Source organism: Brevundimonas sp. GW821-FHT10A07 (genome assembly GCF_059415785.1).
On sequence record NZ_JBWKNX010000017.1, the window covers coordinates 31,085 to 56,865 of the forward strand.

Sequence of the window (25,781 nt, forward strand, 5' to 3'; positions counted from 1 at the left end):
TTCGGGCGATGGCTTCCAATGTCCTGATGATGCGTGTGTCGGTCGGTCTGGCGGTCCTGCTGATCCTGAGCGGCTGCGTGCGGCGCGCGCCCGAGCCGCTGCGGCCGTCGCCCTATCCGGGACGGACGCCTGCGCCCCTGGTCGGGGGGCTGATCGACCGGCCTGTCGATGGGGGAACCCAGGGGGCGGTGGTGCGCGTGGGCGCGGACCTGGGGCGATGCCTGGCCGAACTGAGCGCCGCGCGCGTGACGTTCAGCCCCGCCCCGGATCGAACCAACAGCGCCAGTTGCGGCCTGAGACAGGGCGGGGTGCTGGGCGCCGACATGGGCACGGTGGCGCGGATGGCGCCGGGGGATGTGCAGATGACCTGCCAGACGGCCCTGGCCCTGAGCATCTGGCGGCGGCAGTCGCTGGAGCCGGCGGCGCGCCAGATTCTGGGCTCGGACGTGGTCCAGATCGACCATATGGGGGCCTACGCCTGTCGCAATGTGAACAACGGTGTGGGGTCCAGCCGGGTCAGCGCCCACGCCCAGGCGGCGGCGCTGGATTTCGCCGGGGTTCGGCTGCGCGACGGGCGGCGCATCACGGTCACGAACGACTGGAACGGCGACGCGCCCGAGGCCCGTTTCCTGCGCCGCATCCGCGACGACGCCTGCCGCATCTTCGGCACGACCCTGAGCCCCGATTATAATGCGGTGCATTTCGACCATCTGCATCTGGAAGCCACCGACACGCGTTTCTGCCGCTAGGCGGCGAGCCATTCCGGCGTCCGCCCGGTCAGGGACAGACGCATGGCGCCGAGGTTGAAGGTCTTTACCTGGTCGGACGGATTTCACGCCTTCACGGTCGCCGCGAGCTCGCGCCCCAAGGCGCTGGAGGCCTGGGGGTCGAAGCAGGACCTGTTCGCCACGGGCCTGGCCAGCCAACTGAGCGGCGGCCCCGACCATGACGCCGCCCTGGCGGCGCCCGGCGAGGTGATCGAGCGCGGCCTGGCGATCGATGTCGGCAAGATCGGAAAGGCGGCCAGGCCGAAGGCTGCAAGACCGTCAAAAGCCCGGCGTGCGAAGCTCGAAAGACTGCAAGCCGAGCTGGACCGGCTGGACGCCGACCATCAGGCCGCTTCGTCGTCCCTCGACGATCAGTTTGAAGCACTGAAGGCGAAGCGGGCGGACCTGGAACAGGCCTATGGCGCGCGCCGCAAGACGCTGACCCGGAACCTCAAGGCGGCCCGGGGCTGATCAGGCGGTGGCGCGGCCGCTTTCCGTCAGATGCGCGCCCTTTTGTCCTACCGTCTCCAGGGCCGAGATCAGGGCGCGGACGTCGATGGGTTTGGCGACGACGGCGTCCATGCCATGGGCCAGGCACTCGTCGCGCTGATGCGGCATGGCGTTGGCGGTCAGGGCGATGATCGGAGTACGGGGCAGACCCTGGGCGGCCTCGCGTTCGCGGATGGCGCGGGCGGCGCCGAAACCGTCCAGGACCGGCATCTGCACGTCCATGAGGACCATGTCCCAATCGCCGCCCAGCCAGGCCTCGACCGCCTGGGCGCCGTTTTCGACGATCGTCGGCTCGATGCCGAATTGACCCAGCAGGGTTTGCAGGACCAGGCGGTTGATGGCGTTGTCCTCGGCGGCCAGAACGCGCAGACCGGCGTCGCCCTGTCTGACGTCGGAGGCGGACGGGGCGGGCGTTCCGACCGCTGGGCCGAGCCAGGGCAGGGGAAGGACGACGGTGAAACGGGACCCCTCGCCCGGCCGGCTGTCGACGTCGATCCGGCCCTGCATCAGCCGGGTCAATTCGTGCACGATCGACAGGCCCAGTCCCGTGCCGCCGAACTGGCGCGTGGTCGAGGCGTCGGCCTGGGCGAACGGATTGAAGATGCGCGCGATGACCTCGGTCGTCATGCCCACGCCTGTGTCGGCGACGGTCAGGACCAGGGTCTGGCCGTCGCGGCGCGCCGCGATGTCGATGCGGCCCTGAGCCGTGAACTTGAGGCTGTTGGAGATCAGGTTCGACAGGATCTGCCGCAGGCGGGTCGGATCCCCGCGATAAAGGCCGGCGGCGTCGCCGAGATCCAGCGCCAGGATCAGGCCCTGATCGTCGGCGGTGGACGCATAGGTCGAGCGGAGATTGCCCAGCAGGATCCCCAGATCGAAGGCCACGCTTTCCAGCTCCATCTTGCCGGCCTCGACCTTGGACAGGTCAAGGATGTCGTTGAGGATGGTCAGCAAGGCGGCGCCGGACTCGGCGACGATGTCCAGGCGTTCGCGTTGCAGGGCCGGCAGGGGATCGGCCTGCATGGCCTGGGTCATGCCGAGTATGCCGTTCATGGGCGTCCGGATTTCGTGGCTCATCACCGCGAGGAACTGGGACTTGGCGCGACTGGCCGCCTCGGCCCGTTCGGCGAGCCGCCGCATTTCCGTGACGTCCCAGTTGGCGCCGACCAGCCTGTCCGGCGCGCCGCCGACGCCGCGTTCCAGGCTGCCGAATCCCTTGATGTGCCGGATCTCTCCGTCCGTCCGGCGTATGCGGAACTCGGTGTCCAGCAGAAGGCCGTTCAGGGCGGCGGCGGTGTCTCTTTGGAGCGTTTCGCGATCATCCTCCAGAACGAAACTGGTGAAGAATGCCAGGTCCAGGACGTCCGGCGCCGGGGTGAGGAAGAGGTCGAACATCTCCGGCGACCACGACAGGGCGTTGGTGTTCAGGTCCAGTTCCCAGATTCCGATATGGGCGGCGCGAGCGGCCAGGGTGGCGCGGTCGGCCAGCTTGAGCCGCTCGGCTTCCGCCGCCTTGCGGCCGGCGATATCCTGGACGTGAGAGATATAGAACAGGGGATCGCCCGTCGCGCTGCGAACCAGGGAGACGGTGCGAGCCGCCCAGGCGACGCCGCCATCCTTGCGGATATAGCGTTTCTCGATCTCGTAGGACGGGATGCGGCCGGAGGTCAGTTGTTCGAACAGGACGAGATCGGCGTCCAGATCGTCGGGATGGGTCACGTCCCGGAAATTGACCGTCCTGAGTTCGTCGCTGCTGTACCCCAGGAAGCGACGCAGGGCGGCGTTGCCGTTCAGCCAGACGCCGTCCAGCCCGAATACGGCCGTGCCGATGGGCGAATGTTCGACCGCCTGACAGAACTGCGCCACATCGAATGTGGCGATGTCCGTCGTCTGACCGCTCGGCATGGGCAGCTTCCCCGTGGAAGACCAAGTCTGCCGCGAAGATATTTCAACGGGGTGAACGGACGGTCGCGGAGGGCGACCGACCTCAGGCTTCGAAGATCGTCTCGAAGCCGCCGACGACCATCCGCCTGCCGTCGAAGGGCATCTCCATCTCGTGGAAACGCGGGTCCTCCATCATCTTCTTCTCGGCGGCGTCGCCGGTCGCCTTGTCGGGCCAGATGATCCAGGACAGGACCACGGTTTCGTCGGGCTCAAGCTTCACCGCCATCTTGAAGTCGGTGTGCTTGCCGTCGCGAATATCGACGCCCCAGTTCTCGACGACAGCCAGGGCGCCGAACTCCTTGAAGATGGGCGCGGCGGCCTGGGCGCACCTCAGATAGGCGTCCTTGTCCGCCGTCTTCACCGGGGTCACGAAGCCGGTCACATAGGTCATGGTCGTCCTCCTCAGCTGTTGGTTTCGGCCAGTTCGGCCAGTTGGTCGGCGACGGCGCCCCAGCCCTGTTCGAAGCCCATGGCGCGGTGGGTCTGCATCGCCTTTTCGTCCCAATGGCGGGCGACTGCTGTGTAGCGGGTGGCGTCGCCCTCGGGTTCGAAGGTGTCGATACGGACGAAGTTCATCTCGCCCGGCTGCGGGACCCAGCCCTCGGTCAGCGCCCCCGTCGAGACCAGCCGACGGCCGGGGACCACCTCCAGGAAGACGCCGGAATAGGCGTGGCGCTCGCCCGCGGGCGACTGCATCTCCACATTGGCGCGGCCGCCCGGGCGAAGGTCCCAATCGACGACGGGCGTGGTCCAGGGCCGGGGGCAGAACCATTCCCCTGTCCGCTCGACATAGATATTCCACACGGCTTCGGGCGAGGCCTGGATCAGGCGGGTGACGCTGAGTTCGAAGTGGTCGGACATATCGGCCTTCCTGTCAGACGGGCGTCAGTTCATGGGCGGCGAAGGCTTCGGGGCCGGCGGCGACGGCGGCGGGGTCCATCCACATGGTCTCCCAGATGTGGCCGTCCGGGTCCGCATAGCTGCGGCCATACATGAAGCCATAGTCCTGAGGTTTGTTGGGGTCCGCCGTTCCGCCGGCCGCCCCGGCCTGGGCCACCACCGCATCGACCGCGTCGCGGCTGTCGCGCGACAGGCACAACAGCATCTGGGCCGAGGCGTGGGCGTCGGGGATCGTCCGATCGGTGAAGGTGCGCCATTTGTCGTGGGTCAGCAGCATGACGTGGATGACGTCCGACAGGACCATGCAGGCGGCCGTCTCGTCGCTGAACATCGGGTTCTTCGTGGCGCCGACGGCTTCATAGAAGGCGATGGACCGGTTCAGGTCGGCGACGGGCAGATTGATGAAAATCAGCTGGGTCATACGTCTCTCCTCTCCCTATGTTTGCTAACCGTGCCGCGTGAGATTAGAACAGTCAACCATGAAGTTAGAAAAAGTAACCACAAAGTCGGGTCGGCGGTATCACGACGCGTGCGGCGCCGCGCACGGGCTGGATCTGGTGGGCGAGCGTTGGGCGCTTCTGGTGGTGCGTGAACTGATGATGGGGCCGCGTCGGTTCGGTGACCTGAGAAAGGATCTCTGCGGCCTGTCCGCCAATGTGCTGACGCAACGGCTGGAGGGACTGGAGGCGGCGGGCGTGGTGCGTCGCCGCAAGCTGCCGCCGCCGGCCTCGGTGCAGGTCTATGAGCTGACGGACTGGGGGTATGAGATCGAACCGGTCTTTTTGGTTCTGGGCCGCTGGGCCGCACGGTCGCCGGCGCATGATCCGACGCTGCCGATCAGCGCCGTCTCGATCATGCTGTCGTTCAAGACGATGTTCGACGCCGGCCGGGCCGGAAAGGCCGCCATGGCGCTCGGCTTCATCTTCGACGACGAGAGCTTCCAGGTGACGGTGTCCGAAGGTCGTCTTCAGGCGCAGCGCGGCCAGATCGCGGGCGCGGACGTGACGGTGACGACCCGGCCGCCGCTGCTCGGCGCCGCCGTCTACGGCAAGGTTCCGCTCTCGACCCTGGCGGCGGACATGACGATTGACGGAGACCAGGGGGTGTTCGAGCGGTTCATCGACTTCTTCCACCTCCCGGAAAAAGCGACGGAAAGCGTGGCCTTAGCAAGGTTTGGTAACACCTGAGCCTTAGCACAAGCTTCTCAGGTTGCTTTGGAGGCGGACGTGCTCAAGTCCTTGTCTATTTCCATCAAACTCATGATCGCCCTGGGCGCCATGATGAGCGCCTGCGGTGTGGCCACCCTGGTGGTCCTGTTCAGCCTGGTCTCCCTGCAGCGATCCGACGACGCCGAACGATCGGCCACCCAGATCAGCCGGGCCGCCGACCGGACCCTGGCCGCCGCCGTGGAACAGCAGAACGCCATGCGCTCCTATGTGGCGACGGGCGAGGCGGAATCCCTGACGAAATACGCTGAATCGAAGACGGCCTTCGGTCAGGCTGTCCAGTCTCTGAAGACAAGCGACGCCGACGGCGTCGACGCCGGTCGGTTCAATGCGATGACGGCGGCGGCCGCCGCCTTCAACCAGCAGTCCCAGGCCCTGATGGACCTGGCCCGCGATCCGGCCCAGCGGCCGCAGGCGGTGTCGCAACTGACTACAACGGCCCGCCTGACCGATGTCCGCGCCGCCGTGAAGTCGATCGACGATCAGACGCAGGGCGTGCTGACCCGCAAGAACGCCGAGAAGCGCACGGCCTTCAACAGCGGATACGCCGCCCTGGTGATCGGCGGGGTGCTGGCCCTGCTGGTGGCGGGGGCCATGACCCTGTGGCTCGTGCGGGCGCTCAGCCAGCCTATCGTGGCCATGACACGCGCCATGGATCAACTGGCCGCCGGCGACCTGAAGGTCGTTATTCCCGCCCAGGGGCGTGGCGACGAGATCGGCCGCATGGCCGCCTCGGTCGGCACCTTCCGCGACAATGCGGCCGAGAAGATCCGGCTGGAGGCCGAGACCCAGTCTCAGCGTTCCATCAACGAGGCCGAACATCGCGCCAACGAAGCCGAGAAGGCGCGCATCGCCGAAGAGGATCGTGTCGCCCTGACGGCTCTGGGCCAGGGTCTTGCGGCCATGTCCAACGGCGACCTGACCCACCGGTTCACCGCAGAGGTCGCCCCGCGCGCCGAACAGCTGAAGTCGGATTTCAACGCCGCCATCGCCCAGCTGCAGCAGGCCGTGTCGGTCGTGGTCGGCAATGTGGCCAGCATCCGCTCGGGCGCCGGCGAGATCTCGCAGGCCGCCGACGACCTGTCGCGCCGCACCGAACAACAGGCCGCCAGCCTGGAGGAAACGGCGGCCGCCCTGGACGAGATCACCGCCACGGTGAAGAAGACGGCTTCGGGCGCGCGTCAGGCCTCGGACGTGGTTCAGGCCGCCAAGGGCGACGCGGAAACCTCGGGCATTATCGTTCGCGACGCGGTTTCGGCCATGCAGGCGATCGAAGGCTCCTCCGAGCAGATCAGCCAGATCATCGGCGTCATCGACGAAATCGCCTTCCAGACCAATCTGCTGGCCCTGAACGCCGGGGTCGAGGCGGCCCGCGCCGGCGAAGCCGGTCGCGGCTTCGCCGTCGTGGCCTCCGAAGTGCGGGCCCTGGCCCAGCGTTCGGCCGACGCAGCCAAGGAGATCAAGACCCTGATCTCGACCTCGACCAACCAGGTCGGCTCGGGCGTCAGACTGGTCGGTCAGACCGGCGAGGCCCTGCAACGGATCGTGGATCGGGTGGCCGAAATCGACGCCCTGGTCACGGAAATCTCGGCCTCGGCTCAGGAGCAGGCCCTGGGTCTGGCCGAGGTCAACACGGCCGTGAACCAGATGGACCAGGTCACCCAGCAGAACGCTGCGATGGTTGAGCAGTCAACCGCCGCCAGCCAGTCTCTGGCCCAGGACGCCGAGGCGCTGCAGGCGTCGGTGGCGCAATTCCAGGTCGGCGCCCCGGCGGCGCGCGCATCGACGCCGCCTCAGGCTCAGGCCTCAGCGCCAGCGCGGGCGCCCCATATGGCGGCGGCGTTGAAGACCCTTGGGCGCGGCGGCGCGGCGCCCAAGGCGCAGGCGGCGCCGTCAGCGGACGGCTGGGAAGAATTCTAGACCGGGGGACCGCCGCCGGCGACCGTCAGGCCAGCATGTCCAGCAGGGTTCCGCTCATATCGTCCGCGGTGCGGATCACGGCGGCGTTGGCGGTAAAGGCGGTCTTGGCCTGAATACGCTCGACCGCCTCGACGGCGAGGTTGTCGAGAGGCGCGGTCGCGGTGCGACGCGCACTGGCTACGAAGCGGGACTGGGCGTTCATCATTCCGCCGGCGGCGATGGGCATAACCTGCATCACGGTCTCCTTCAGCCCTGCAGTCTGAAGGCTCTCCGTCAACGCCCGGGAAACAAACAGGGTGAACGACGAAATCTCGCGGATCGGGTTTCATCCCGGCCCGGCGCCTCCATATCCGGTGTCCTGTCTATTGAAGGAGACCCTCGCCATGGAACTGAAGGATCAAGCCCTGATCGTCACGGGCGGCGCCAGCGGCATCGGGCGAGCGGCCTGTCTGGCCCTGGCCGAGAAGGGGGCGAACCTGATCGTCGCCGACTTCAACCTGGACGGCGCCGAGGCCGTGGCGAAAGAGGTCGGGGCCCTGACACAGGACTGCGGCGGCAAGGCCTTCGCCTACAAGGTCGATGTCTCCAAGGCGGAGGAGGTCGAAGCCCTGGTCGAGTTCGCGGTCGAGAAACTGGGCACGCTGAACGGCATGTTCAACAATGCGGGCATCGGCCTGGTGAAGCCCTTCCTGGAGATGGACCCCGCCTCTTATCTGAAGGTGATCGAGGTCGATCAGCACAGCGTCTATTACGGCCTGTACTACGGGGCCAAGAAGATGGTCGCGCTGGGCGCCAAGGGCGCCTTCGTGAACACGGCCTCGATCTATGGCTCCATCGCCGCGCGCGGCAGCTTCAACTATAACGCCGCCAAGGCCGCCGTGGTGTCGATGAGCCGATCAGGCGCGCTGGAACTGGCCGAATATGGCATCCGGGTCGTAGGCGTGGCGCCGGGCTTCGTCGACACCCCGATCCTGGGCGACGACCCGGCGGCCAAGGCCCCCCTGGCCGCCCAGCATATGCACAATCGACTGATTCAGCCCGAAAAGGTCGCCAGCGTGGTGGCCTTCCTGTTCAGCGACGCGGCCTCGGCCATCAATGGCTCGACGGTGGCGGTGGACGACGGTTTCCTGTCGTTCAAGGTCTGATCCGGGGTCGTTCTTGAGCGGGGCGTCGTGGTGAACGGCGTTTTTCGCCCCGCTCGCGCCTTTATCCGTGTATAGAGCGGCATTACTCGCCCGGCCTGAGGACTGTCCTCGGCCGGGCGCGGTCGTTTCGATGACCGCCTTGTCCGTTGTCCCAGGTAGCCGATGCCCTTTCCCGCCGTCCATCCCGCGCTCGACCGCGCTCTCGTCAACAAGGGCTATGCCGAGCCGACCCCGGTTCAGGCCGCTGTCCTGGAAGGCGAATACGCCGAACGCGACCTGCTGGTCTCGGCCCAGACCGGTTCGGGCAAGACGGTCGCCTTTGGTCTGGCCGCGGCCCCGACCCTGCTGGGCGACAAGCCGATCTTCGGTCCGGGCGGCGCCCCCCTGTGCCTGGCCATCGCCCCGACGCGGGAACTGGCCATGCAGGTCGCAGCCGAGCTGCAATGGCTGTACGCCGACTCCGGCGCCAAGATCGCCACCTGCGTCGGCGGCATGGATGCGCGGCGTGAAGCGCGCGCCCTGGGCTTCGGCGTCCATATCGTCGTCGGCACGCCGGGCCGTCTGAAGGACCATATCGACCGGGGCAATCTGGACCTGTCCGAGCTGAAGGTCGCCGTCCTCGACGAGGCCGACGAGATGCTGGACATGGGCTTCCGCGAGGACCTGGAGTTCATCCTGGACCATGCGCCGGCCGAACGCCGCACCCTGTTGTTCTCGGCCACCATCGCGCGCGAGATCGTCACCCTGGCCAAGCGCTACCAGAAGGACGCGGTGCGCATCGACGCGACGGACAAGTCGCGTCAGCACGCCGACATCGAATACCGCGCCTATCGCATCGCCCCGAACGAGATCGAACACGCAGTGGTCAACACCCTGCGCTGGTACGAGGCGCCGCGCGCCATGGTGTTCTGTTCGACGCGGGATTCCGTGCGCCATCTCCAGGCCTCTCTGCTGGAACGCGGCTTCTCGACCGTCTCCCTGTCGGGCGAGATGGGCCAGCGCGAACGCACCGACGCGCTTCAGGCGCTGCGTGACGGCCGCGCCCGCGTCTGCGTCGCCACCGACGTGGCCGCGCGCGGTCTGGACCTGCCCGACCTGGGCCTGGTCATCCACGCCGAGCTGCCGATGAACCGCGCAGGCCTGCTGCACCGTTCGGGCCGGACGGGCCGGGCGGGCAAGAAGGGCGTCTCCGTCATGCTGGTGCCGCACTCGCGCCGCCGCAAGGCCGAGCGTCTGATGGACGAGGCCGGCATCGACGCCGTCTGGTCCGGCGCGCCGACCTTCGACGAGATCCGCAAGGCCGATGAAGGCCGTCTGCTGTCGCCCGAGTTCTTTGAGGCCGACGTGTCCGACGAGGACATGATCGTCGCCAAGCGGATGATCGCCGAGCGCACGCCCGACGAGATCGCCGCCGCCCTGGTGCGTCTGCTGCGCAAGGAACAGCCGGCGCCGGAAGAACTGTCTGATCCGGGCTCGGATCGCAGCCCCGTCAAGCGCGAGCGCATCGTGCGCAACGAAGACGGCACGGCCGCCCAGCCCTGGCCGGGCGACCGCCTGGGCGCGGACGACGTGGTCTGGTTCCGCCTGGACGTGGGCCGCAACAAGAACGCCGACCCCAAATGGTTGATCCCGCTGATCTGCCGTATCGGCGGCATCTCCAAGCCCCAGATCGGCGCCATCCGCACCTTCCCGGAAGAGACGCGGTTCGAGATCGCCAAGACCCACGAGAAGGCCTTCCGCGAGGCCGTCGCCGCCTCGAACGACGAGGTCAAGATCACGTCCTCGGAAGCCCCGACCCCGGGCTCGATGAAGGCGGGCAAGTTCGCCGGCGCCGGCAAGCCGCGTCGTGAAGACGGCGACCGCCCGTTCAAGAAGACGCCGTACAAGCGCGCCGACGGCGGCGAGGGCGACGCCCGGCCGCCGTTCAAGAAGAAACCCTGGGCGCCCAAGGCCGACGCCGGCGGCGAGAACCCGCGCTCGAACGCGGCCGGCGACAAGCCGTTCGCCAAGAAGCCGTTCAAGGCCAAGCCGGGCTTCAAGAAGGCCGGATTCAAGCCCAAGGCCTAGGGCTTGCCTGATCATGGGCGGAGGCGCACCCTCCGCCCATGAACGCGCCGCCCGAACCCCAGGGTCGATACGCCTCGTTCGAGGCCTTCTATCCCTATTACATCCACGAACATTCCAACCGGACCTGCCGGCGGATCCATGTGGTCGGCACCGGTTTGGTGATCCTGGCCTTCGTCGGTTTCCTGCTGACGCTGAATCCCTGGTGGCTGCTGGCCATGCCGCTGATCGGCTACGGCTTCGCCTGGGTCGGGCATTTCTTCTTCGAGAAGAACCGTCCCGCGACCTTCCAATATCCGCTGTGGAGCCTGATGGGCGACTTCCGCCTGTTCTTCGAGACGGTCACGGGCAGGCGTCGTTTCTAGCGATCCCTGAGATTTGAAGCTGTGCCGTGGCCGGGAAGCGGATATGTTCGCTCCGCGGCGGGAGGCCGCAGGGCAGGGACATCGACCCCATGAAGATCATCGCCATCGTCGCCGGCGCCGCGCTCGCGTTCGCGCCCGGCGTCAGCCTCGCACAGAAGAGCGGCGCCAAGCCGGACTTCACACTCGATCCGAACTATGGCGAGGTCACGCTGGAGACCGGCTTCACGCCGGACCCCTGGACCAAGTCCATTCTGGCCGGCGGCTCCGTGCCCGCCTCGGCCGCTCAGTCGGGATGCGAGGGGTCGGTCAGCGCCGCGCCGGATCTGCAACTGAACTTCGAGGCGGGCGATCTGGATCTGACCGTCCGCGCGGTCGCGTCCGAGGACACGACGCTTCTGGTCAATACGCCCAGCGGACAGTGGCTCTGCGACGACGACAGCGGCGGCGACCTGAATCCGAAGGTGCTGATCTCGAACCCGCAAAGCGGGCGGTACGACATCTGGCTGGGCACCTATAACGACGGGATGGTCCAGTCGACGCTGGAGATCAGCGAACTGGGCGGGTCGGAGACGAGCGCCGTAGGGGCGCCGGATGCGGACCTGGAGCCCAATTTCGGCTCGGTGAGGCTGCGTTCGGGCTTTACGCCCGATCCCCATGAGAAGGCGATCCTGGCGGGCGGGTCGATCCCGGCCTCTGCGGCCAAGTCGGGCTGCGAGGGCAAGGTCAGCGCGGCGGCGGACTATCAGGTCTTCTTCGAGCCCGGCGATCTGGACCTGACCTTCCTGGTCGAGGCGTCCGAGGACACCACGCTTCTGATCAATACGCCGAACGGGCGCTGGTATTGCGATGACGACAGCGGCGGCGGGGTGAACCCCAAGGTCCTGATCACCAATCCCCAGGCCGGACGCTACGACGTCTGGGTCGGGACCTATGGCGACGACATGGTGCAGTCGACGCTGAAGGTCAGCGAACTGCAATAGGGTCAGCCCGAACCGCAGACACGAAGACGCCGGCGGCCGCGAGGCGCGCCGGCGTTTTTCGTCGCGGCTGCGATTTAGTTGGAGGCGTTTTCCCAGGCCGGGGGGCAGCCGTCGAAACGGCCCGCGTCGGCGATGGTCAGGGTCTGCATGTTCAGGCGACGGGCCTGGGCCATCGAGCCCCGGCCATGACCGGTGTAGAGGTCGATCTTCTGGCCCTTGATCGCGCCGCCGGTGTCGGAGGCGTACCAATAGCCGTCATGGATCGAACCATCGGCCAGACGCAGGCCGACCGTCTCGCGGATGAACAGCTTGGTGCGGCGGGGAATGACGCGGGGATCGACCGCGACGGTGCGCATGGCGATGGGGCGGCAACCCAGGGAGTCATTGCCCGTCGCCCCGCCGCCGCCTGCGTGATAGAGGCGGGCCGAAGCGCGCCAGTCCGGATCTCCGGCCATCAGCTCGGCCTGGACGGCGTCCAGATCAGAGGCGATTTCGGGCGAGGCGTCGGTGGAACCGATCTCGGGCGCCGGGGTTTCAACCCTGGCTGCATCCGCCGCGACAGCGACATTGTAAGGGACCGGTCCGCTCGAAAGCGAAGACATGGCGGCCCACATCATGGCGAAGGCAGCGGAAGCGCCGATCATCCGGTTTGCTCATTGAAGCGCCGGCTCCCAACGCCGCCGGCGCCCGGTTTGTCGCGTTAACTTGTGGCTAGAAAGGGGCGCGGCGCTCCATGCGGTCGCCCCAGCGCGCTGCCGAGTTTCCAACTACAGGAAAACAAGACGCTTTTTATCGACCTTCAGGCGGCCTCTTCGCGACGCGCCTCGGCCTCGCGCACCGCCTCTGCGGCCCTGTCCAGCACCTCAAGCCCCGCGTCCGCCCGGATCGACTCGACCGTCAGGATGCGGCGGAAGGCCCGCGCGCCGGGACGGCCGTGCATCAGGCCCAGCATATGCCGGGTGATGGCGGGCAGGCGCACCCCCTCCTCAAGCCGGGCGGCGATATAGGGCCGGTAGCGGTCGAGGGCCGCGAAGGCGTCCACATCCGCCGTGTCGGCGCCATACAGTCGGCGGTCGGCCTGACCCAGGATGGCCGGCTCGTGATAGGCCGCGCGACCCATCATGACGCCGTCCAGCCGCACCCCGTCCGTCTCGGCCAGATGGGCCTCGGCCTCGTCCAGATTGGCGATCCCGCCGTTGATGGAGATGTTCAGATGCGGCCGTTCGCGCTTGAGCCGGCGCACCAGATCATAATCCAGCGGCGGCACGTCCCGGTTTTCCTTGGGCGACAGACCCTGCAGCCAGGCCTTGCGCGCATGGACGATGAAGACCTCGATCCCCACGGCGGCGCAGGCGTCCACCGTGGCGAACAGGCTGATCTCCGGCTCCTGATCATCGACTCCGATCCGGCATTTGACCGTGGCCGGGATCGACACCGCCGATCGGATCGCCGCCATACAGTCGGCCACCAGTTCCGGCTCGCGCATCAGGCAGGCGCCGAACTTGCCGGACTGGACCCGATCCGACGGACAGCCGACGTTCAGATTGATCTCGTCATACCCATAGGCCTCGCCCACCTTGGCCGCCTCGGCCAGTTCCGTCGGGTTCGAACCGCCCAGTTGCAGGGCGACCGGATGCTCGACCGCATCGAAGCCCAGCAGATAATCCCGATCGCCATGCAGGACGGCCGGCGCAGTGACCATCTCCGTATAGAGCAGGGCGCGCGCCGTCAGGACGCGATGGAAGGCCCGGCAATGACGGTCGGTCCAGTCCATCATCGGGGCCACGGACAGCCGACGTGATTGATTTATCGACATTTTGTGTGGTTTCAGGTGGTCTGTATACGTTGGTCGCCGACGCTTCTACGCGTTTTTCGACGGTTTGGCCTCTTAACGACCTCTCACTGCACTCTTTTTGCACCCAAAAGATGGCTTCGATCCGCAAACTTCGGCGGCGCGTTCACGTCGGTGCAAAGGTGAGTTCATCGCCCTTCACATCGACGAAATGGATCCGTTGGGAAGACGCCGCGCCGCTGAGGACGCTCTAGGCGCCTAGGGATCATGCGCAATCCGCGTTGAAACGGTCGGATCCCGTCCAGCGACACTGGCCGTCGATGCAGTCGATGAGATTGCTGCTGAAGGCCTCCTTCTCGTGGTCGTAGAGCTGGAACCAGCCTCCATCGTCCCACACCGCGGTAGGCATGCCGAGCGGAGCCGCGTGGTGCGCGTTGAACCGGGCGTACCACAGCCGGATGTTGTTGCAGTCCATGGCGGCCAATCGGCTGTGCCAGCCGACGCCCCATTCGCCGATGAACACGGGCATGCCTTGTCCGGTCGAGCCTGCCCATTCGGCCATGACCTGCATCGGTCCGTGAATGTCGGCTTCGGTCCAGGGATCGGCGTAGTCGCCCTGATTGTCGCCGTTGAAGGTCCAGGGATTATAGTGATGGAAGGTCGCCATCAGGTAGGGGTCTCGCCCTCCGCCGACCTCCTCGAGATCGGGCCAGGTCTTGGCCATTTCGTCGGCGCCGAACCACTGATTTCCACCGATGAGGATCACACGTTCGGGGTCGTTCGCCCGGATTCGCCTGTAGGCGCGCCCGGTCATTTCCCTCAGACGGTCCGCAGGCATCGCGTCGTGATTGCTGAAATGGGGCTCGTTGAGGATTTCGAAGACCAGCCTGTGGTCCCGGTCGCGGTACAGGCTGGCGATATCCGACCAGAGTCGCTCGAGGACGTCGGCGCGCATGCCGTCCTTCAGCCGGGTTTCGTGGTGAGCGTTGATCACGACGTAGAGGCCGGGTTTGGCGAGCGCGTAGTCGATGACCGCTGTCAGCGCCGCAAGTCGTTCGGCGTCCCGATCAATGGCGCCGGTGTCCGGGTCCGCCAGGGTCCCGCCGTCGACGACTTCAGTCCAGGTCACGGGGATCCGGACGACGCGGAAGCCGCGGTCATAGTAGGCGGCGATCTTGCCCCGGGCGGCCTCCAGCGTCGGCGGGTGTTGGCCGGCGTCGAACATCTGGCCCAGATTGAATCCCTTGCCCATCTCATCCGCCGCTCGGCGAGCGGTAGGCGCCTGCGACGCGGACGCGAGCGCCGGACCACTGATCGCAAGAATGACGAGGCAGCACGCCATCACGGCCGCGATGAAACAGATCATCTGTAAAGCAGGACTTGGGCGGGACATCGGTATCCATTCGCGAAAGATCGTCGATACGTATCAAACAGCTTTGACAGCGCTGTCGTCAACAATTTGGACTCCGCCCCCCCTAAATCGTCGGCCACGGGAGCGATCCGGCGATGCGATTGCGGCGGACGCCCGAGAGCGGTTGCGAAAGGGGCCGTCTCGGGATTAGGGATGCGGTGACGCCCGAGCGCAGTGATCTGTCTGGTCAGGGAGGCTCGCGCGATGGGGAGCGGCATGGCGAGAGCCACCATCTATGACGTGGCGGCCGCAGCGGGCGCCTCGATCAAGTCCGTGTCTCGGGTCCTGAACGGCGAGGCCAACGTCACCCCCGGTCTGCGCGATCGTGTGATGGCTGCGGTCGAGAGCCTGGGTTATCGGCGCAGTCTGTCGGCCCGCAGCCTCGCGGGCGCCTCCTCATCGATCATCGCGGCGCTGGTGGACGCCGAGCTGACGATCGAGCATTGGCGGAGCGGCCGGGGCAATGATTACCTCAGCCGGCTCGAAATGGGCGCCCTTATGGAGGTGCGACGCACAGACCATCACCTGATGATCGAACTGGTGGATTATGCGTCCGAAAGCCTCGGCAGGGATCTTTCGGCCCTGCTGACCTCCATCCGACCTCAAGGGGTCATCCTGACGCCGCCGAACTCGGATCACCCCGTTGTGCTGGATGTGCTCGACGAAGCCGGCGTCGCCTATGCGCGCATCGGACCCGAGCGTGACCTCCAGCGGGGGGTCTGCATCGCCATGGATGAACGGCAGGCGGCCTACGACATGACGGCGCACCTTATCGCCTTGGGCCACCGTCGGATCGGTTTCGTCACCGGCCCCGTCGCCTATGTCGCCAGCCGGCGTCGCCTCGACGGCTTTCTGTCCGCGATGGCGGACAACGGCCTGTCCGTCGCGGACGGCGCAGTCGCGTACGGCGATTTCACCTTCCAGTCCGGCGTCTCGGCGATCAACGCCTTCCTGGGCGCCGGCCTCGGGCTGACAGCGATCTTCGCCAGCAACGACGACACCGCGCTCGGCGTGCTGCAGGGCGCTGCGGCGCGTGGCGTTCGGGCGCCTGAGGATATCTCCGTGGCCGGGTTCGACGATACGCCGGCCGCCATGTTCGGTACGACGGCGCTGACCACCATCCGCCAGCCCGTTTCCGAGATGGCCGCAATCGCGGCGCGGCATTTGATGCCGGTGATCTCGGGTGTCCAGGACGAGGCGCTGAAGCAGTCCCTGGAGGGATGCCTGATCGTTCCCTACGAACTTATCGTGCGGAGATCGACGGGCGCGGCCTAGGCCGGGAAGATTCCGGCGCGAGCGGAGCGCCACATATCCACCCCCGCCTTGACAGCGCTGTCAAATCCATGGACCCTTTCTTCGAGACGGACGAGAGCGCCGGGGAGACCTCTGGATTCAGCCGACCTCCCTCAAGCGGTGGTGCGTATGATCCGCGCCGATCGATGTCTCAACCGAAAACCTTGAAGCCTGTTGCGCGGCAATCCTGTTGGGCTCGCGGCGGGCGCTCTCTTCCTCTGTGGGCCTCACCATGCGCAACGCCTCCCTGATCACGCTTGTCCTTGCGGTTCCTATGCTCGCCTGCAGCCCACTGGCGGCCTTGGCTCAGGAAAAGAATGCAGTCGCCCTTGAGGCGCACGCCGATCCCGCGCTCTGGCCGCACGCGGCGTCGCCCGCCGCCATGAGCGACGCGGCGACTGAGGCATTTGTCGCCGATCTGCTGGGGCGGATGACGGTCGAGGAGAAGGTCGGGCAGATGATTCAGGCCGACATTGCTTCGATCAAGCCGGAGGACCTGCTGATCTATCCGCTGGGGTCGATCCTGGCGGGAGGGAACTCTTCCCCGGGGGGCGACGAGCGCGCCTCGGCCGGGAAATGGGTCGAACTGGCGCAGGCGTTCCGGGCGGCCAACGCCCAACGCAAGGGCACGGTCGTACCCTTGATTTACGGCATCGACGCCGTTCATGGGCATAACAATGTCGTCGGCGCCACCATCTTTCCGCACAATATCGGCCTGGGCGCGGCGCGGGATCCGGACCTGATCCGCCGGATCGGCCAGGCCACGGCGCTGGAAGTCGCCGTGACCGGCGCGGACTGGACCTTCGGGCCGACCCTGGCCGTGCCGCGCGATGATCGCTGGGGGCGGGCCTATGAGGGCTACGCGGAAAATCCGGAAGTTCAGCGCGCCTATGCGGCGCCGATGACGCTGGGTCTGCAGGGCGATCTTTCCGCAGACCGGCCCCTGGCTGCGGGCCATATCGCCGGATCGGCCAAGCATTTCCTGGCCGACGGCGGCACCTTCGAGGGCAAGGACCAGGGCGATTTCCAGGGGCATGAGCGGGAGATGATCGACGTCCATCTCGGCGGCTATCCCCAGGCCATCGACGCCGGCGTCCTGTCGATCATGGCCAGCTTCTCCAGCTGGAACGGCGTCAAACACTCCGGCAACGAGACGATCCTGACCGACGTCCTGCGCGGGCCGCTGGGCTTTGACGGCTTCGTCGTGTCCGACTGGAACGCTCATGGGCAACTGCCCGGCTGTTCGAACGAGAGCTGCGCCCTGGCCGTCAACGCCGGCATCGACATGCTTATGGCGCCGGATAGCTGGAAGCCTCTGTATCAGAACACCCTGGCCCAGGTGCGGTCCGGCGAGATTCCGACGGCGCGTCTGGACGAGGCCGTGCGGCGCATTCTTCGGGTCAAGGTCAAGACCGGCCTGTTCAGCGACGAACGCCCTGTGGAAGGCCGTTTGAACGAGCTCGGCTCCCCGGCCCACCGCGCCATCGCCCGCGAGGCGGTGCGCAAGTCGCTGGTGCTGCTGAAGAACGAAGGCGCCGTCCTGCCGATCCGCTCGGGTGCGCGGGTCCTGGTCGCCGGCCATGCCGACGACATCGGCCAGGCTTCGGGCGGCTGGACCCTGACCTGGCAGGGGACCGGGAACACCAACGCCGACTTCCCCAACGGTCAGTCGATCTGGGGCGGTATCCAGGAGGCGGTCGCCGCCGGCGGCGGTCAGGCGACGCTCAGCCCTGACGGCGCCTTCACCCAAAAGCCAGACGTGGCGATCGTCGTCTTCGGCGAGACCCCCTATGCCGAGTTCCAGGGCGACGTCGACACGCTGGACTTCCTGCCGACCGAACCGCTGGAGACGCTGAAGCGCCTGAACGCAGCGGGGATTCCCACCGTCTCGGTCTTCCTGTCCGGGCGTCCCATGTGGACCAATCCCGAGATCAACGCCTCGGACGCCTTTGTGGCCGCCTGGCTGCCGGGGACGGAAGGCGGGGGCGTAGCCGACGTCCTGATCGGCGATGCCGCGGGCAAGCCGCGCACCGACTTCAACGGCAAGCTGTCGTTCAGCTGGCCCAAGGACGCGAGGGGCGAACCCCTGAACGTCGGCCAGCCCGGCTATGATCCCCAGTTCGCCTATGGCTACGGCCTGACCTATGCGCACGGCGGTCGGGTCGGCGTCCTGTCGGAAGAGAGCGGCGTCGTGGGCGAGATCGGCAGTGTCGACCGCTACTTCGTCGACGGCCGCTATGTCGCGCCCTGGGCCTTGATGCTTGCGGACGCCGGCGGCCAGAACAAGCCTGGTTCTGTACAGGCGGCGACCAGCCCGCGAGACGCCGTTTCGGTCCGCCCCGTCGATGACCTGGCGCAGGAGAGCGGCCAGCAGTTCGCCTTTTCCGGCGCCGGCGCGGGCAGCGCCAAGATTTGGGGCACGCCGATCGATGTCAGCCGTCAGGCCAACGGCGAGATGGCCCTGTCCTTCCGCTACCGGGTGGACGCCGCACCTGCTTCTTCGGTCGCGCTGTCTGTCGGCCAGGGGCGTGTGGACATGTCCGCAATCCTCGGCGCTGCGCCCCTGGGCGAATGGCGCAGCCTCAAGGTTCGCCTGAGTTGCTTCCGTGACGCCGGCGCGGATCTGACCGCCGTCGATACCCCGTTCCAGATCGAGACCGCCGGCGCCCTGACCCTGTCGGTGTCCGAAATCCGTCTGGCGGCCAATGAAGGCGACGCGATCTGCCCGGCCGGCTAGATCAGGCGGAGGGCTGACAACAGCGTGCGATGAAGGCCTCGTGGGTCGGCATCGCCTCGGCCGTCTTTCGGATAATGCCGCGCAGACCTGCGAGCTTGCGGGCCATGGCGGCGTAGGGAACGCCGTCGGCGAGCGGGTCGTGATCTTGCGGCAGGATATGCTGGCCGGTGAAGACCGCGACCCAACTCGCCTCGCTGAAGAGTTCGTCGCCGTCGCGCATGAAGCGTCCCCCGGCCCTGAAAAGCGCGATGCGGCGCTCGAGGGACTCGGGCGCGTCCATGGCTGCGACATGCCGCCAGAAGTCCGTGTCGTCTCGCTGGGTCGCCTTGTAATGCAGGATGATGAAGTCCCGCACCTGCTCGAACTGGGTCTGGGACAGGCGGTTGAATTGGTCGATCAGGACGGGATCGAACCGCCGGGTCGGGAACAGGGCCATCAGCCTTGATATCCCGCTCTGGATCAGATGGATGCTGGTGGATTCCAGCGGCTCGAGAAAGCCCGATGACAGGCCCAGGGAGACGCAGTTCCTGACCCACTGGCGACGGCGGCGTCCTGTCGTGAAACGCAGGGGGCGCGGCTCTGCGAGCGGCTCGCCCTCCAGCCCGGCGAGCAGCGACGCCCGGGCGTCCTCGTCGGTCGTAAACGCGCTGGCGTAGACATGACCGTTGCCGGTGCGCTGCTGGAGCGGGATGCGCCAGCGCCAGCCGGCGCGATCCGCAGTGGCGCGGGTGAAGGGGGTAAGCGGGCCCGTATTCGCCGAAGGAACGGCCAGGGCGCGATCACAGGGCAGCCAATGGCTCCAGTCCTCGTATCCGGTGGCGAGCGCCTCCTCGATCAGGAGGCCCCGGAAGCCGCTGCAGTCGATGAACAGGTCGGCGTCCAGTCGCCGGCCGTCCGCAAGGCGGACCGACTCGATGAAGCCGTCGGAATCCCGAAGACTGACGCCGACGACCTTGCCTTCGATACGCTCCACGCCGCGCGCTTCGGAGAAGCGACGCAGGAAGCCGGCGTAAAGGGCCGCGTCGAAATGATAGGCGTGCCGCAGGCTGGCCAGCACCGTCCGGGGATCGCTGCTGGCGGGCGTGAAGCGTCCCAGGCGTGCGGCGACGGCCGAAAGGCAATAGTCCTCAATGGGGGTCGGGTCGCCGCCCTGCGCCTGTCGCAGCCAGTGTTGGTGGAACTTCAGCCCTTCCATATCCATCCCGACCTCGCCGAACGGATGCATGTAGCGATCGCCCTTTCGGCCCCAATCGACGAATTCGATCCCGAGCTTGAACGTGCCCTGGGTCGCCTTGATGAAGCTCGCTTCGTCGATGCCGAGCATGGCGTTGAAGGTGACAAGGGGAGGAATGGTGGCTTCCCCGACGCCGACCGGTCCGATCTCCTCGGACTCGACCAGACGAACACGTATCCCGGCCGGCAGACGCGTCATTGCGGCTGCGGTCATCCATCCCGCCGTGCCGCCGCCGACGATCAGAACCTCACGTATTGCGTCCGGATGGAGCGGCGCGGAGGCGAGCAGTGTCATGGGCGTCTTTCGGTTTTGGGCAGGTCAGGACGTGTTGATTACATTGACGATACAGAGGGCTCATGCTAGTCGCTTTCGTTGACAGCGCTGTCAGCGCGTCCAAAAAAACATGTCTCTTAGGGGGAGTTCAATGATCCAGACCACCACGGCGACGCCTGTCGTCCTGCATTCTCGTCGGCTGATGCATGGCGCCTCGGCGCTCGCTTTCGGCGCGCTGCTGCTGGCCGGGCCGGCCATGGCCCAGACCGCCGCTCCCGCCGCTGACGCCAGCGCGGACCAGGACGTCACGGTGTCCGACGGAACGGCCCAGGAAATCGAAGAGGTCGTCGTCACGGGGATACGCGCCAGCTTGCGCAGCGCGCAGCGCATCAAGGAAAGCTCGGACGTCTTCGTCGACGCCGTGACGGCCGATGACATCGGCGCCCTTCCAGACCGCTCGGTGACCGAAGCCCTGCAACGGGTGCCCGGGGTTTCGATCAACCGTTTCGCGGGGGCGAACGACCCGGACCACTTCTCGGTCGAAGGATCGGGCGTGGTGATCCGCGGCCTCAACTTCGTGCGATCGGAACTGAACGGACGCGACACCTTCTCGGCCAACAACGGCCGGGACCTTTCGTTCGCCGACGTGCCCTCCGAGCTTCTGGGCAGCGTCGAGGTCTTCAAGAACACGTCCGCCGAGATGATTGAGGGCGGCATCGGCGGCACCGTCAATCTCAACACAAGAAAGCCCTTTGACGCGCCCGGCAGCATGGTGGCCTTCACCACCGAGGTCAGCTGGGGCGACATGCGCAACAATCTGGCGCCGACCGTTTCGCTGCTCGCCAGCGATCGCTGGGAAACGCCGATGGGCGAGTTCGGCCTGCTGCTGAGCGGGGTTCATTCGGAACTCGATTCCCGCGCCGAGGGCCTGCAATCCCTCAACTATCGTCTGTCGACCGTGGACGGCGAGGACCGCTGGACGCCGTCGGGCCTGGCGTTCCGCACCCAGGAGTTCGACCGCCGTCGCGACGGCATCGCCGCAGCCGGCCAATGGCGCTCCAATGATCGCAAGATGATCGCCACGCTCCAGTATCTGCGCTCGGATTCACAGCAGGCCTGGCTCGAGAGCGCCATCGAGTCCGTCGTTGACGATTCCGGCAACCGCCGGCCCTTCGCCGGAACCAACTGGACCTACAATGAGGATGGGATATTCACCGGCGGCGCGATCACTTCGATCGCCGACTGGCGTTCGGCCGATCCCTCCGTGCCGCTGAACGGGATTCAGCACCTGTTCGTGAAACGGGGCGTGGTCCAGGATTATGTGACGAGCGACTACGGCTTCAACTTCAAGTGGACGCCGACGGACCGCCTGCGCTTCAACTTCGACGCCCAGTATGTCGACTCGACCGTGGACGCGGTCGATTTCCAGCTGACGAACTCCTTCTTCGCCGTCGATGTTCTCGATCTGACGGGCGACCTTCCGTCGCTCAGCCTGCTGGCGCCCGATGGCAGCCCGATCGATCCTTACCTGGCGGATCCGGCCAACTATTTCTGGCGCAACGCCATGGATCACATCGAGCAAAGCGAAGGGGACGAATACGCCTTCAAGGCCGATGCCGAATATGATCTGGACGCGGGCTGGCTTGAATCGGTCAAGGTCGGCGGCCGGTTCGCCGAACGCGACCAGACCACCCGCAACTCCGCCTATAACTGGGGGGTGACGTCGGAGATCTGGAACGGCGCGACCGGTCCGGTCTGGCTCGATCAGGGCGGTGTCGCGACGCCGCGCTTCACCGGCGGCCTCGACCATGCTTCGCCCTACAGCTTCGCCGGCATGGGCGTTCCCGTGACCGCCTTCGGCTATGCGGGCAACCCGGCCCGCTCCTATGCCGAGACCACTGCGTTCGTCCAGTCGATGAACGCCATCTGGGGCGGCAACGGCTGGGTTCCTCTGGCGGCCCGATCCAATGTCGTGCCCGGCACGCCGTTCACGCCCGGCGAGATCAACTCGACCAACGAGCAAACCGCCGCCGCCTATCTGATGGTCAAGTTCAACAACGGCGCCGAGCCGGTGTGGGGACAGAGCGTCGCGATCACCGGCAACCTGGGTGTCCGCTATGTGGAGACCAAGATTTCGGCGGAAGGCGCGCTGAGTTTCCCCACGGCGAACCAGGTCTTCAGCGGGACCTGCGCTGCGCCGGTCGGCGGTGGCGAACTGCCGGCCTTCTGCAAGCTGACGCCGGAACAGCAGGCTGCCGCCCTGGCCTTCGCCACCGGCGCCTCGATCCCCGAGACGGCGGAACACAGCTACGGCAACTGGCTTCCCAGCCTGAACGTCAAGTTCGGCCTGACGCCGGAGTTCCTGATGCGCTTCGGCTATTCGGAAGCGATCCGCCGGTCCGACCTGGGCTTGACCCGCGATCAGGTGCCGATCCTGCCGCGCGTCGTGGACAATGATTTCCTCGGCTTCGAAGCGCAGGCGGGCAATACCTTCCTTGACCCGATCAAGTCGCGCCAGTTCGACCTGTCGGGCGAATGGTATTTCGCGCCGACCGGATCCCTGACCCTGTCGCTGTTCCACAAGACCCTGGAAGACGTGATCACCAACGGCTTCTACGAGCGCTCGGTGACCAACAACGGTCAGACCTTCGACGTCTATGTCCGGGGACCGATGAACAGCTCGGACGAAGGGACCGTCCAGGGTCTGGAGCTGGCCTATCAGCAGTTCTACGACTTCCTGCCTGGCTGGCTGTCGGGCTTCGGCATACAGGCCAACTACACCTATATCGACAGCTCGGGGGTCCCGCAGGAGAACCTTGACGCGGGTAAAGCCAATCCCGGCGGCAGCGAGACGGCGATCGACACCAGCCAACTCTCTCTGGAAGGCTTGTCGCAGCACAACGCCAACTTCACGGCCATCTACGAGAACGCCAAGATCTCGGCGCGCCTGGCCTACAGCTGGCGCTCGGAGTTCCTGCTGACGACGCGCGACGAGATCGTTCCCTTCTCGCCGATCATGTCCGATGCGACCGGCCAGCTGGACGGCTCGCTGTTCTATTCGATCAACGATCGGATCAAGGTCGGCGTCCAGGCCGTGAACCTGACGAACGAAACGACCAAGACCCTTCAGGTGCTGGACAACAGTCTGCAGGAGGCGCCGCGGTCGTGGTTCCGCAATGACCGTCGCTTCTCCTTCGTCGTCCGCGGGACTTTCTAACGCCTCTCCCCGATCGCTTCCTGAGCGAACCTGGCGCGCCGTCTCCGGACGGCGCGCCTTTTTTTGCTCAGTGGTCGTCGAGGAAGGCGGCGGTCCAGACCAGAGGCGCGTTCCAGTTGATTGCGACTTCGTTCAGGGCGTAGGCGCGGATGTCGTCGACCCAGCAGGTCTGGGCCCGGCAACGTCCGATGAGGGTCTTGGCGACCTCGTCCGTCATGGACTGGTTGTTGGGGCCGCCTGACAGGGCGCCCGCAGGCGGCGCCGGATAGGCGGGATCGGCCGCATGCGCCCAGAACCTGTGATGCGGGTTCTGCAGCGGCCGGGCTCCGTACCCGCTGACATAGGATTGATCGAGGGGGTTGCGCCCCAGGACATAGTCGAGCGCCTGGATGACGCCGTTGCGGTAGTTCCAGTCGCCGGTGAAGTCGAAGGCGAGGCCCAGGACGACGGCGCGGCTCAGGATGGTGCCGTTGGAACCCCAGGGATAATCGGCCCCGCCGAAAGGCACGCCATAGCCTGACTGCCAGCCTTCCTCGACATAGGCCCGCGCGCTCGCCGCCAGATTGGCTCGAACCCTGACGCGGTCCTCCTCGGGCAGGGGGGAGGGGACCAGGGCCAGGGTCATGGATCCCAGGCTGGCGACGGAAGACCAGCTGGGATCGCCCGTGGCGGTCGAGCCAGACCGGGGAGCGCCCAGGTAATAGGGCGAGGTCTTCAGGGCGGTGAGATAGGCGGCGGCGCCGGTCGAGGCGTAAAGTTCCGCCGTGGCCCAGTAGAACTCGTCCGATACATCCTCGTCGCCATAGCCGCCGCCGCCCGGGAAGCGATCCTGCGCGAAGATCGACCTGTTGCGCAGCGCGGCCCGATAGGCGCGCTGCGACGCGGTCGCGCAGCGTCGAGCGAACTCAAGATCGATCGAGCGCCAGATCCGGGCGCACTGCGCGCTGACCGCCGCGAGATTGAGGGTGGCGGCCGTGCTGGGCGGATAGAGGAGGCGGCGTTCCCGGTCGTCGGCCGGCGCGGTCGGCAGCGCCGTCCAGGACGCGTCGTGGACCTTGTGATGGGCCATGCCCCCGGCGTCGATCTCGGTCAGCTGGAGCGGATGATCGCGCCGTTGCGGGCCGACAGGGACCATCGCCCTGGTTCCTTCCGGTATCTGCATCCTCAGCAGGAACTCGATCTCGTAACGCGCCTCGTCGAGCAGATCGTCGACGCCGTTGCCTGCTTCCGGAATATTCGCCTTTCCGTCCGCGAAGGCGACCGCGCCCTGGCCGCCCTTGACCTGCGCTCTTTCATAGGCGTTCAGCAGCATCCACACGGCTATGCCGCCGTTCACCACATATTTTCCGTGATCCCCGGCGTCGTACCAACCGCCTTTGACGTCGAGGCTGTAGTCGCACCCGGGCCACGCCGTGCCCAACTGGTCTGTTCCGGAAAAGCAGGTGGCGGTCTCCGTCTCATGTCCGGCCGGCCGAGCGAGATCGGGGCGGGCGACATGCTTGACGTCGATCGGGACGCCGGCGCGGTTCTGATAGAAATAGGAGAGGGCGTCGTATTGCAGCGACCGGTACGGATGATCGGAGATCGCGAACGGCCGGCTTTCGTGATCGCCTACGACAAGTCGGTAGGCGGATCCGGGCGTGCGGATGTCGGAAAAGAGGACGGTGTGGACGTGCTCGCCGGATGCGGCGTCCTCTCCGAAGACACTGGTCCGGCCTTCGGCGACCTGTCGGCCGGCTTCGTCCAGCACACGCCAGTCAAGCGGCTGGCGCGAAGGATTCGGCACGGTCGCCATCTTGGGGCCGTGGGTTTCGAAGCCCGCCTGATTCAATCGAATGACGTTGAGGTTTTGAGCCGTCGCAGTCGCGGGGGGCAAGCAGGCAAGCGCGGCGGCCGCCGCCAACAGACGCGTTTTGGGTGTCATGGTTTCCTCCGAGGCGAGCGGCTTGATCCGCTCCGCATTAGAGCGGCGAGTCTATCACTTGACAGCGCTGTCACAACGG

General features: G+C 66.6%; 21 protein-coding genes. 11 read left to right on the forward strand and 10 right to left on the reverse strand.

Going from position 1 to position 25,781, the window contains the following annotated elements; genetic code table 11:
* Nucleotides 1-8: 8 nt before the first annotated feature.
* Together AC07NC_RS13855 and AC07NC_RS13860 are read left to right on the forward strand one after the other, a co-directional pair.
* Nucleotides 9-749, forward strand: a complete 741-nt coding sequence (locus tag AC07NC_RS13855; RefSeq protein ID WP_492072617.1) for an extensin-like domain-containing protein — start codon at nt 9-11, stop codon at nt 747-749.
* A gap of 42 nt (nt 750-791) precedes the next feature.
* Nucleotides 792-1,238, forward strand: coding sequence for an OmpH family outer membrane protein (locus AC07NC_RS13860; protein WP_494569917.1), 447 nt, complete (start codon nt 792-794; stop codon nt 1,236-1,238).
* Here AC07NC_RS13860 and AC07NC_RS13865 read toward each other — a convergent pair whose 3' ends face one another.
* The 4 genes from AC07NC_RS13865 to AC07NC_RS13880 all read right to left on the reverse strand — a co-directional run bounded on the left by AC07NC_RS13865 (nt 1,239) and on the right by AC07NC_RS13880 (nt 4,542).
* On the reverse strand, nt 1,239-3,182 hold the full coding sequence (locus tag AC07NC_RS13865; RefSeq protein WP_494569918.1) for an ATP-binding protein: 1,944 nt from the start codon (nt 3,180-3,182) through the stop codon (nt 1,239-1,241).
* Between the two features lie 82 nt (nt 3,183-3,264).
* Nucleotides 3,265-3,612, reverse strand: a complete 348-nt coding sequence (locus AC07NC_RS13870; protein ID WP_035307799.1) for a DUF1428 domain-containing protein — start codon at nt 3,610-3,612, stop codon at nt 3,265-3,267.
* 11 nt (nt 3,613-3,623) lie between these two features.
* Entirely contained in the window at nt 3,624-4,082 is a 459-nt protein-coding gene (locus AC07NC_RS13875; protein WP_494569919.1) for an SRPBCC family protein, read from the reverse strand.
* Between the two features lie 13 nt (nt 4,083-4,095).
* The gene (locus tag AC07NC_RS13880) at nt 4,096-4,542 is read right to left on the reverse strand and encodes a VOC family protein (protein ID WP_494569920.1); all 447 of its coding nucleotides are present in this window, start codon (nt 4,540-4,542) and stop codon (nt 4,096-4,098) included.
* A 58-nt stretch (nt 4,543-4,600) separates the two neighbouring features.
* On the opposite strand from AC07NC_RS13880, the gene AC07NC_RS13885 reads away from it, so the two are divergent.
* Together AC07NC_RS13885 and AC07NC_RS13890 are read left to right on the forward strand one after the other, a co-directional pair.
* On the forward strand, nt 4,601-5,308 hold the full coding sequence (locus tag AC07NC_RS13885) for a winged helix-turn-helix transcriptional regulator (protein WP_494569921.1): 708 nt from the start codon (nt 4,601-4,603) through the stop codon (nt 5,306-5,308).
* 72 nt (nt 5,309-5,380) lie between these two features.
* A complete protein-coding gene (locus tag AC07NC_RS13890) occupies nt 5,381-7,267 on the forward strand; it encodes a methyl-accepting chemotaxis protein (RefSeq protein WP_494569951.1) in 1,887 nt (628 codons plus the stop codon).
* Nucleotides 7,268-7,292: 25 nt separating this feature from the next.
* Here the strand turns inward: AC07NC_RS13890 and AC07NC_RS13895 are convergent, their stop codons facing one another.
* On the reverse strand, nt 7,293-7,502 hold the full coding sequence (locus AC07NC_RS13895) for a flagellar basal body rod C-terminal domain-containing protein (RefSeq protein WP_035306812.1): 210 nt from the start codon (nt 7,500-7,502) through the stop codon (nt 7,293-7,295).
* 148 nt (nt 7,503-7,650) lie between these two features.
* Between AC07NC_RS13895 and AC07NC_RS13900 the strand changes: the two genes are divergently transcribed.
* The 4 genes from AC07NC_RS13900 (at nt 7,651) to AC07NC_RS13915 (ending at nt 11,821) form a co-directional block, all read left to right on the forward strand.
* A complete protein-coding gene (locus AC07NC_RS13900; RefSeq protein ID WP_494569922.1) occupies nt 7,651-8,412 on the forward strand; it encodes an SDR family NAD(P)-dependent oxidoreductase in 762 nt (253 codons plus the stop codon).
* A 162-nt stretch (nt 8,413-8,574) separates the two neighbouring features.
* On the forward strand, nt 8,575-10,479 hold the full coding sequence (locus tag AC07NC_RS13905) for a DEAD/DEAH box helicase (protein WP_494569923.1): 1,905 nt from the start codon (nt 8,575-8,577) through the stop codon (nt 10,477-10,479).
* A 38-nt stretch (nt 10,480-10,517) separates the two neighbouring features.
* Nucleotides 10,518-10,841, forward strand: coding sequence for an Mpo1-like protein (locus tag AC07NC_RS13910; protein ID WP_008260771.1), 324 nt, complete (start codon nt 10,518-10,520; stop codon nt 10,839-10,841).
* A gap of 89 nt (nt 10,842-10,930) precedes the next feature.
* Nucleotides 10,931-11,821 carry a hypothetical protein gene (locus AC07NC_RS13915; RefSeq protein ID WP_494569924.1) on the forward strand — a complete coding sequence of 297 codons (891 nt, stop codon included), beginning with the start codon at nt 10,931-10,933 and terminating at the stop codon, nt 11,819-11,821.
* Between the two features lie 74 nt (nt 11,822-11,895).
* On the opposite strand, the gene AC07NC_RS13920 is transcribed toward AC07NC_RS13915, so the two are convergent.
* The 3 genes from AC07NC_RS13920 to AC07NC_RS13930 all read right to left on the reverse strand — a co-directional run bounded on the left by AC07NC_RS13920 (nt 11,896) and on the right by AC07NC_RS13930 (nt 14,979).
* Nucleotides 11,896-12,465, reverse strand: coding sequence for a 3D domain-containing protein (locus AC07NC_RS13920; RefSeq protein WP_008260580.1), 570 nt, complete (start codon nt 12,463-12,465; stop codon nt 11,896-11,898).
* A gap of 155 nt (nt 12,466-12,620) precedes the next feature.
* Nucleotides 12,621-13,637: a tRNA dihydrouridine(20/20a) synthase DusA gene (dusA, locus tag AC07NC_RS13925; protein WP_494569925.1), complete on the reverse strand. Its 1,017-nt coding sequence runs from the start codon at nt 13,635-13,637 to the stop codon at nt 12,621-12,623.
* A gap of 241 nt (nt 13,638-13,878) precedes the next feature.
* The gene (locus AC07NC_RS13930; protein WP_494569926.1) at nt 13,879-14,979 is read right to left on the reverse strand and encodes a glycoside hydrolase family 5 protein; all 1,101 of its coding nucleotides are present in this window, start codon (nt 14,977-14,979) and stop codon (nt 13,879-13,881) included.
* A gap of 261 nt (nt 14,980-15,240) precedes the next feature.
* Between AC07NC_RS13930 and AC07NC_RS13935 the strand changes: the two genes are divergently transcribed.
* Nucleotides 15,241-16,299 carry a LacI family DNA-binding transcriptional regulator gene (locus tag AC07NC_RS13935; RefSeq protein ID WP_008259295.1) on the forward strand — a complete coding sequence of 353 codons (1,059 nt, stop codon included), beginning with the start codon at nt 15,241-15,243 and terminating at the stop codon, nt 16,297-16,299.
* Nucleotides 16,300-16,549: 250 nt separating this feature from the next.
* Nucleotides 16,550-19,054: a glycoside hydrolase family 3 protein gene (locus AC07NC_RS13940; RefSeq protein WP_494569927.1), complete on the forward strand. Its 2,505-nt coding sequence runs from the start codon at nt 16,550-16,552 to the stop codon at nt 19,052-19,054.
* Between the two features lies 1 nt (nt 19,055).
* Here the strand turns inward: AC07NC_RS13940 and AC07NC_RS13945 are convergent, their stop codons facing one another.
* A complete protein-coding gene (locus tag AC07NC_RS13945) occupies nt 19,056-20,582 on the reverse strand; it encodes a tryptophan halogenase family protein (protein WP_494569928.1) in 1,527 nt (508 codons plus the stop codon).
* 130 nt (nt 20,583-20,712) lie between these two features.
* Between AC07NC_RS13945 and AC07NC_RS13950 the strand changes: the two genes are divergently transcribed.
* Entirely contained in the window at nt 20,713-23,778 is a 3,066-nt protein-coding gene (locus AC07NC_RS13950; RefSeq protein WP_494569929.1) for a TonB-dependent receptor, read from the forward strand.
* A 67-nt stretch (nt 23,779-23,845) separates the two neighbouring features.
* Here AC07NC_RS13950 and AC07NC_RS13955 read toward each other — a convergent pair whose 3' ends face one another.
* On the reverse strand, nt 23,846-25,702 hold the full coding sequence (locus AC07NC_RS13955) for a glycoside hydrolase family 9 protein (protein WP_494569930.1): 1,857 nt from the start codon (nt 25,700-25,702) through the stop codon (nt 23,846-23,848).
* Nucleotides 25,703-25,781 lie beyond the last annotated feature (79 nt).

Excerpts from the sequence above, each read along its gene's own strand:
- AC07NC_RS13855 (WP_492072617.1), top strand. The coding sequence starts at position 9 with ATGGCTTCCAATGTCCTGATGATGCGTGTGTCGGTCGGTCTGGCGGTC.
- AC07NC_RS13860 (WP_494569917.1), top strand. The coding sequence starts at position 792 with ATGGCGCCGAGGTTGAAGGTCTTTACCTGGTCGGACGGATTTCACGCC.
- AC07NC_RS13865 (WP_494569918.1), bottom strand. The coding sequence starts at position 3,182 with ATGCCGAGCGGTCAGACGACGGACATCGCCACATTCGATGTGGCGCAG.
- AC07NC_RS13870 (WP_035307799.1), bottom strand. The coding sequence starts at position 3,612 with ATGACCTATGTGACCGGCTTCGTGACCCCGGTGAAGACGGCGGACAAG.
- AC07NC_RS13875 (WP_494569919.1), bottom strand. The coding sequence starts at position 4,082 with ATGTCCGACCACTTCGAACTCAGCGTCACCCGCCTGATCCAGGCCTCG.
- AC07NC_RS13880 (WP_494569920.1), bottom strand. The coding sequence starts at position 4,542 with ATGACCCAGCTGATTTTCATCAATCTGCCCGTCGCCGACCTGAACCGG.
- AC07NC_RS13885 (WP_494569921.1), top strand. The coding sequence starts at position 4,601 with ATGAAGTTAGAAAAAGTAACCACAAAGTCGGGTCGGCGGTATCACGAC.
- AC07NC_RS13890 (WP_494569951.1), top strand. The coding sequence starts at position 5,381 with ATGATCGCCCTGGGCGCCATGATGAGCGCCTGCGGTGTGGCCACCCTG.
- AC07NC_RS13895 (WP_035306812.1), bottom strand. The coding sequence starts at position 7,502 with ATGCAGGTTATGCCCATCGCCGCCGGCGGAATGATGAACGCCCAGTCC.
- AC07NC_RS13900 (WP_494569922.1), top strand. The coding sequence starts at position 7,651 with ATGGAACTGAAGGATCAAGCCCTGATCGTCACGGGCGGCGCCAGCGGC.
- AC07NC_RS13905 (WP_494569923.1), top strand. The coding sequence starts at position 8,575 with ATGCCCTTTCCCGCCGTCCATCCCGCGCTCGACCGCGCTCTCGTCAAC.
- AC07NC_RS13910 (WP_008260771.1), top strand. The coding sequence starts at position 10,518 with ATGAACGCGCCGCCCGAACCCCAGGGTCGATACGCCTCGTTCGAGGCC.
- AC07NC_RS13915 (WP_494569924.1), top strand. The coding sequence starts at position 10,931 with ATGAAGATCATCGCCATCGTCGCCGGCGCCGCGCTCGCGTTCGCGCCC.
- AC07NC_RS13920 (WP_008260580.1), bottom strand. The coding sequence starts at position 12,465 with ATGATCGGCGCTTCCGCTGCCTTCGCCATGATGTGGGCCGCCATGTCT.
- dusA (WP_494569925.1), bottom strand. The coding sequence starts at position 13,637 with ATGTCGATAAATCAATCACGTCGGCTGTCCGTGGCCCCGATGATGGAC.
- AC07NC_RS13930 (WP_494569926.1), bottom strand. The coding sequence starts at position 14,979 with ATGATCTGTTTCATCGCGGCCGTGATGGCGTGCTGCCTCGTCATTCTT.
- AC07NC_RS13935 (WP_008259295.1), top strand. The coding sequence starts at position 15,241 with ATGGCGAGAGCCACCATCTATGACGTGGCGGCCGCAGCGGGCGCCTCG.
- AC07NC_RS13940 (WP_494569927.1), top strand. The coding sequence starts at position 16,550 with ATGCGCAACGCCTCCCTGATCACGCTTGTCCTTGCGGTTCCTATGCTC.
- AC07NC_RS13945 (WP_494569928.1), bottom strand. The coding sequence starts at position 20,582 with ATGACACTGCTCGCCTCCGCGCCGCTCCATCCGGACGCAATACGTGAG.
- AC07NC_RS13950 (WP_494569929.1), top strand. The coding sequence starts at position 20,713 with ATGATCCAGACCACCACGGCGACGCCTGTCGTCCTGCATTCTCGTCGG.
- AC07NC_RS13955 (WP_494569930.1), bottom strand. The coding sequence starts at position 25,702 with ATGACACCCAAAACGCGTCTGTTGGCGGCGGCCGCCGCGCTTGCCTGC.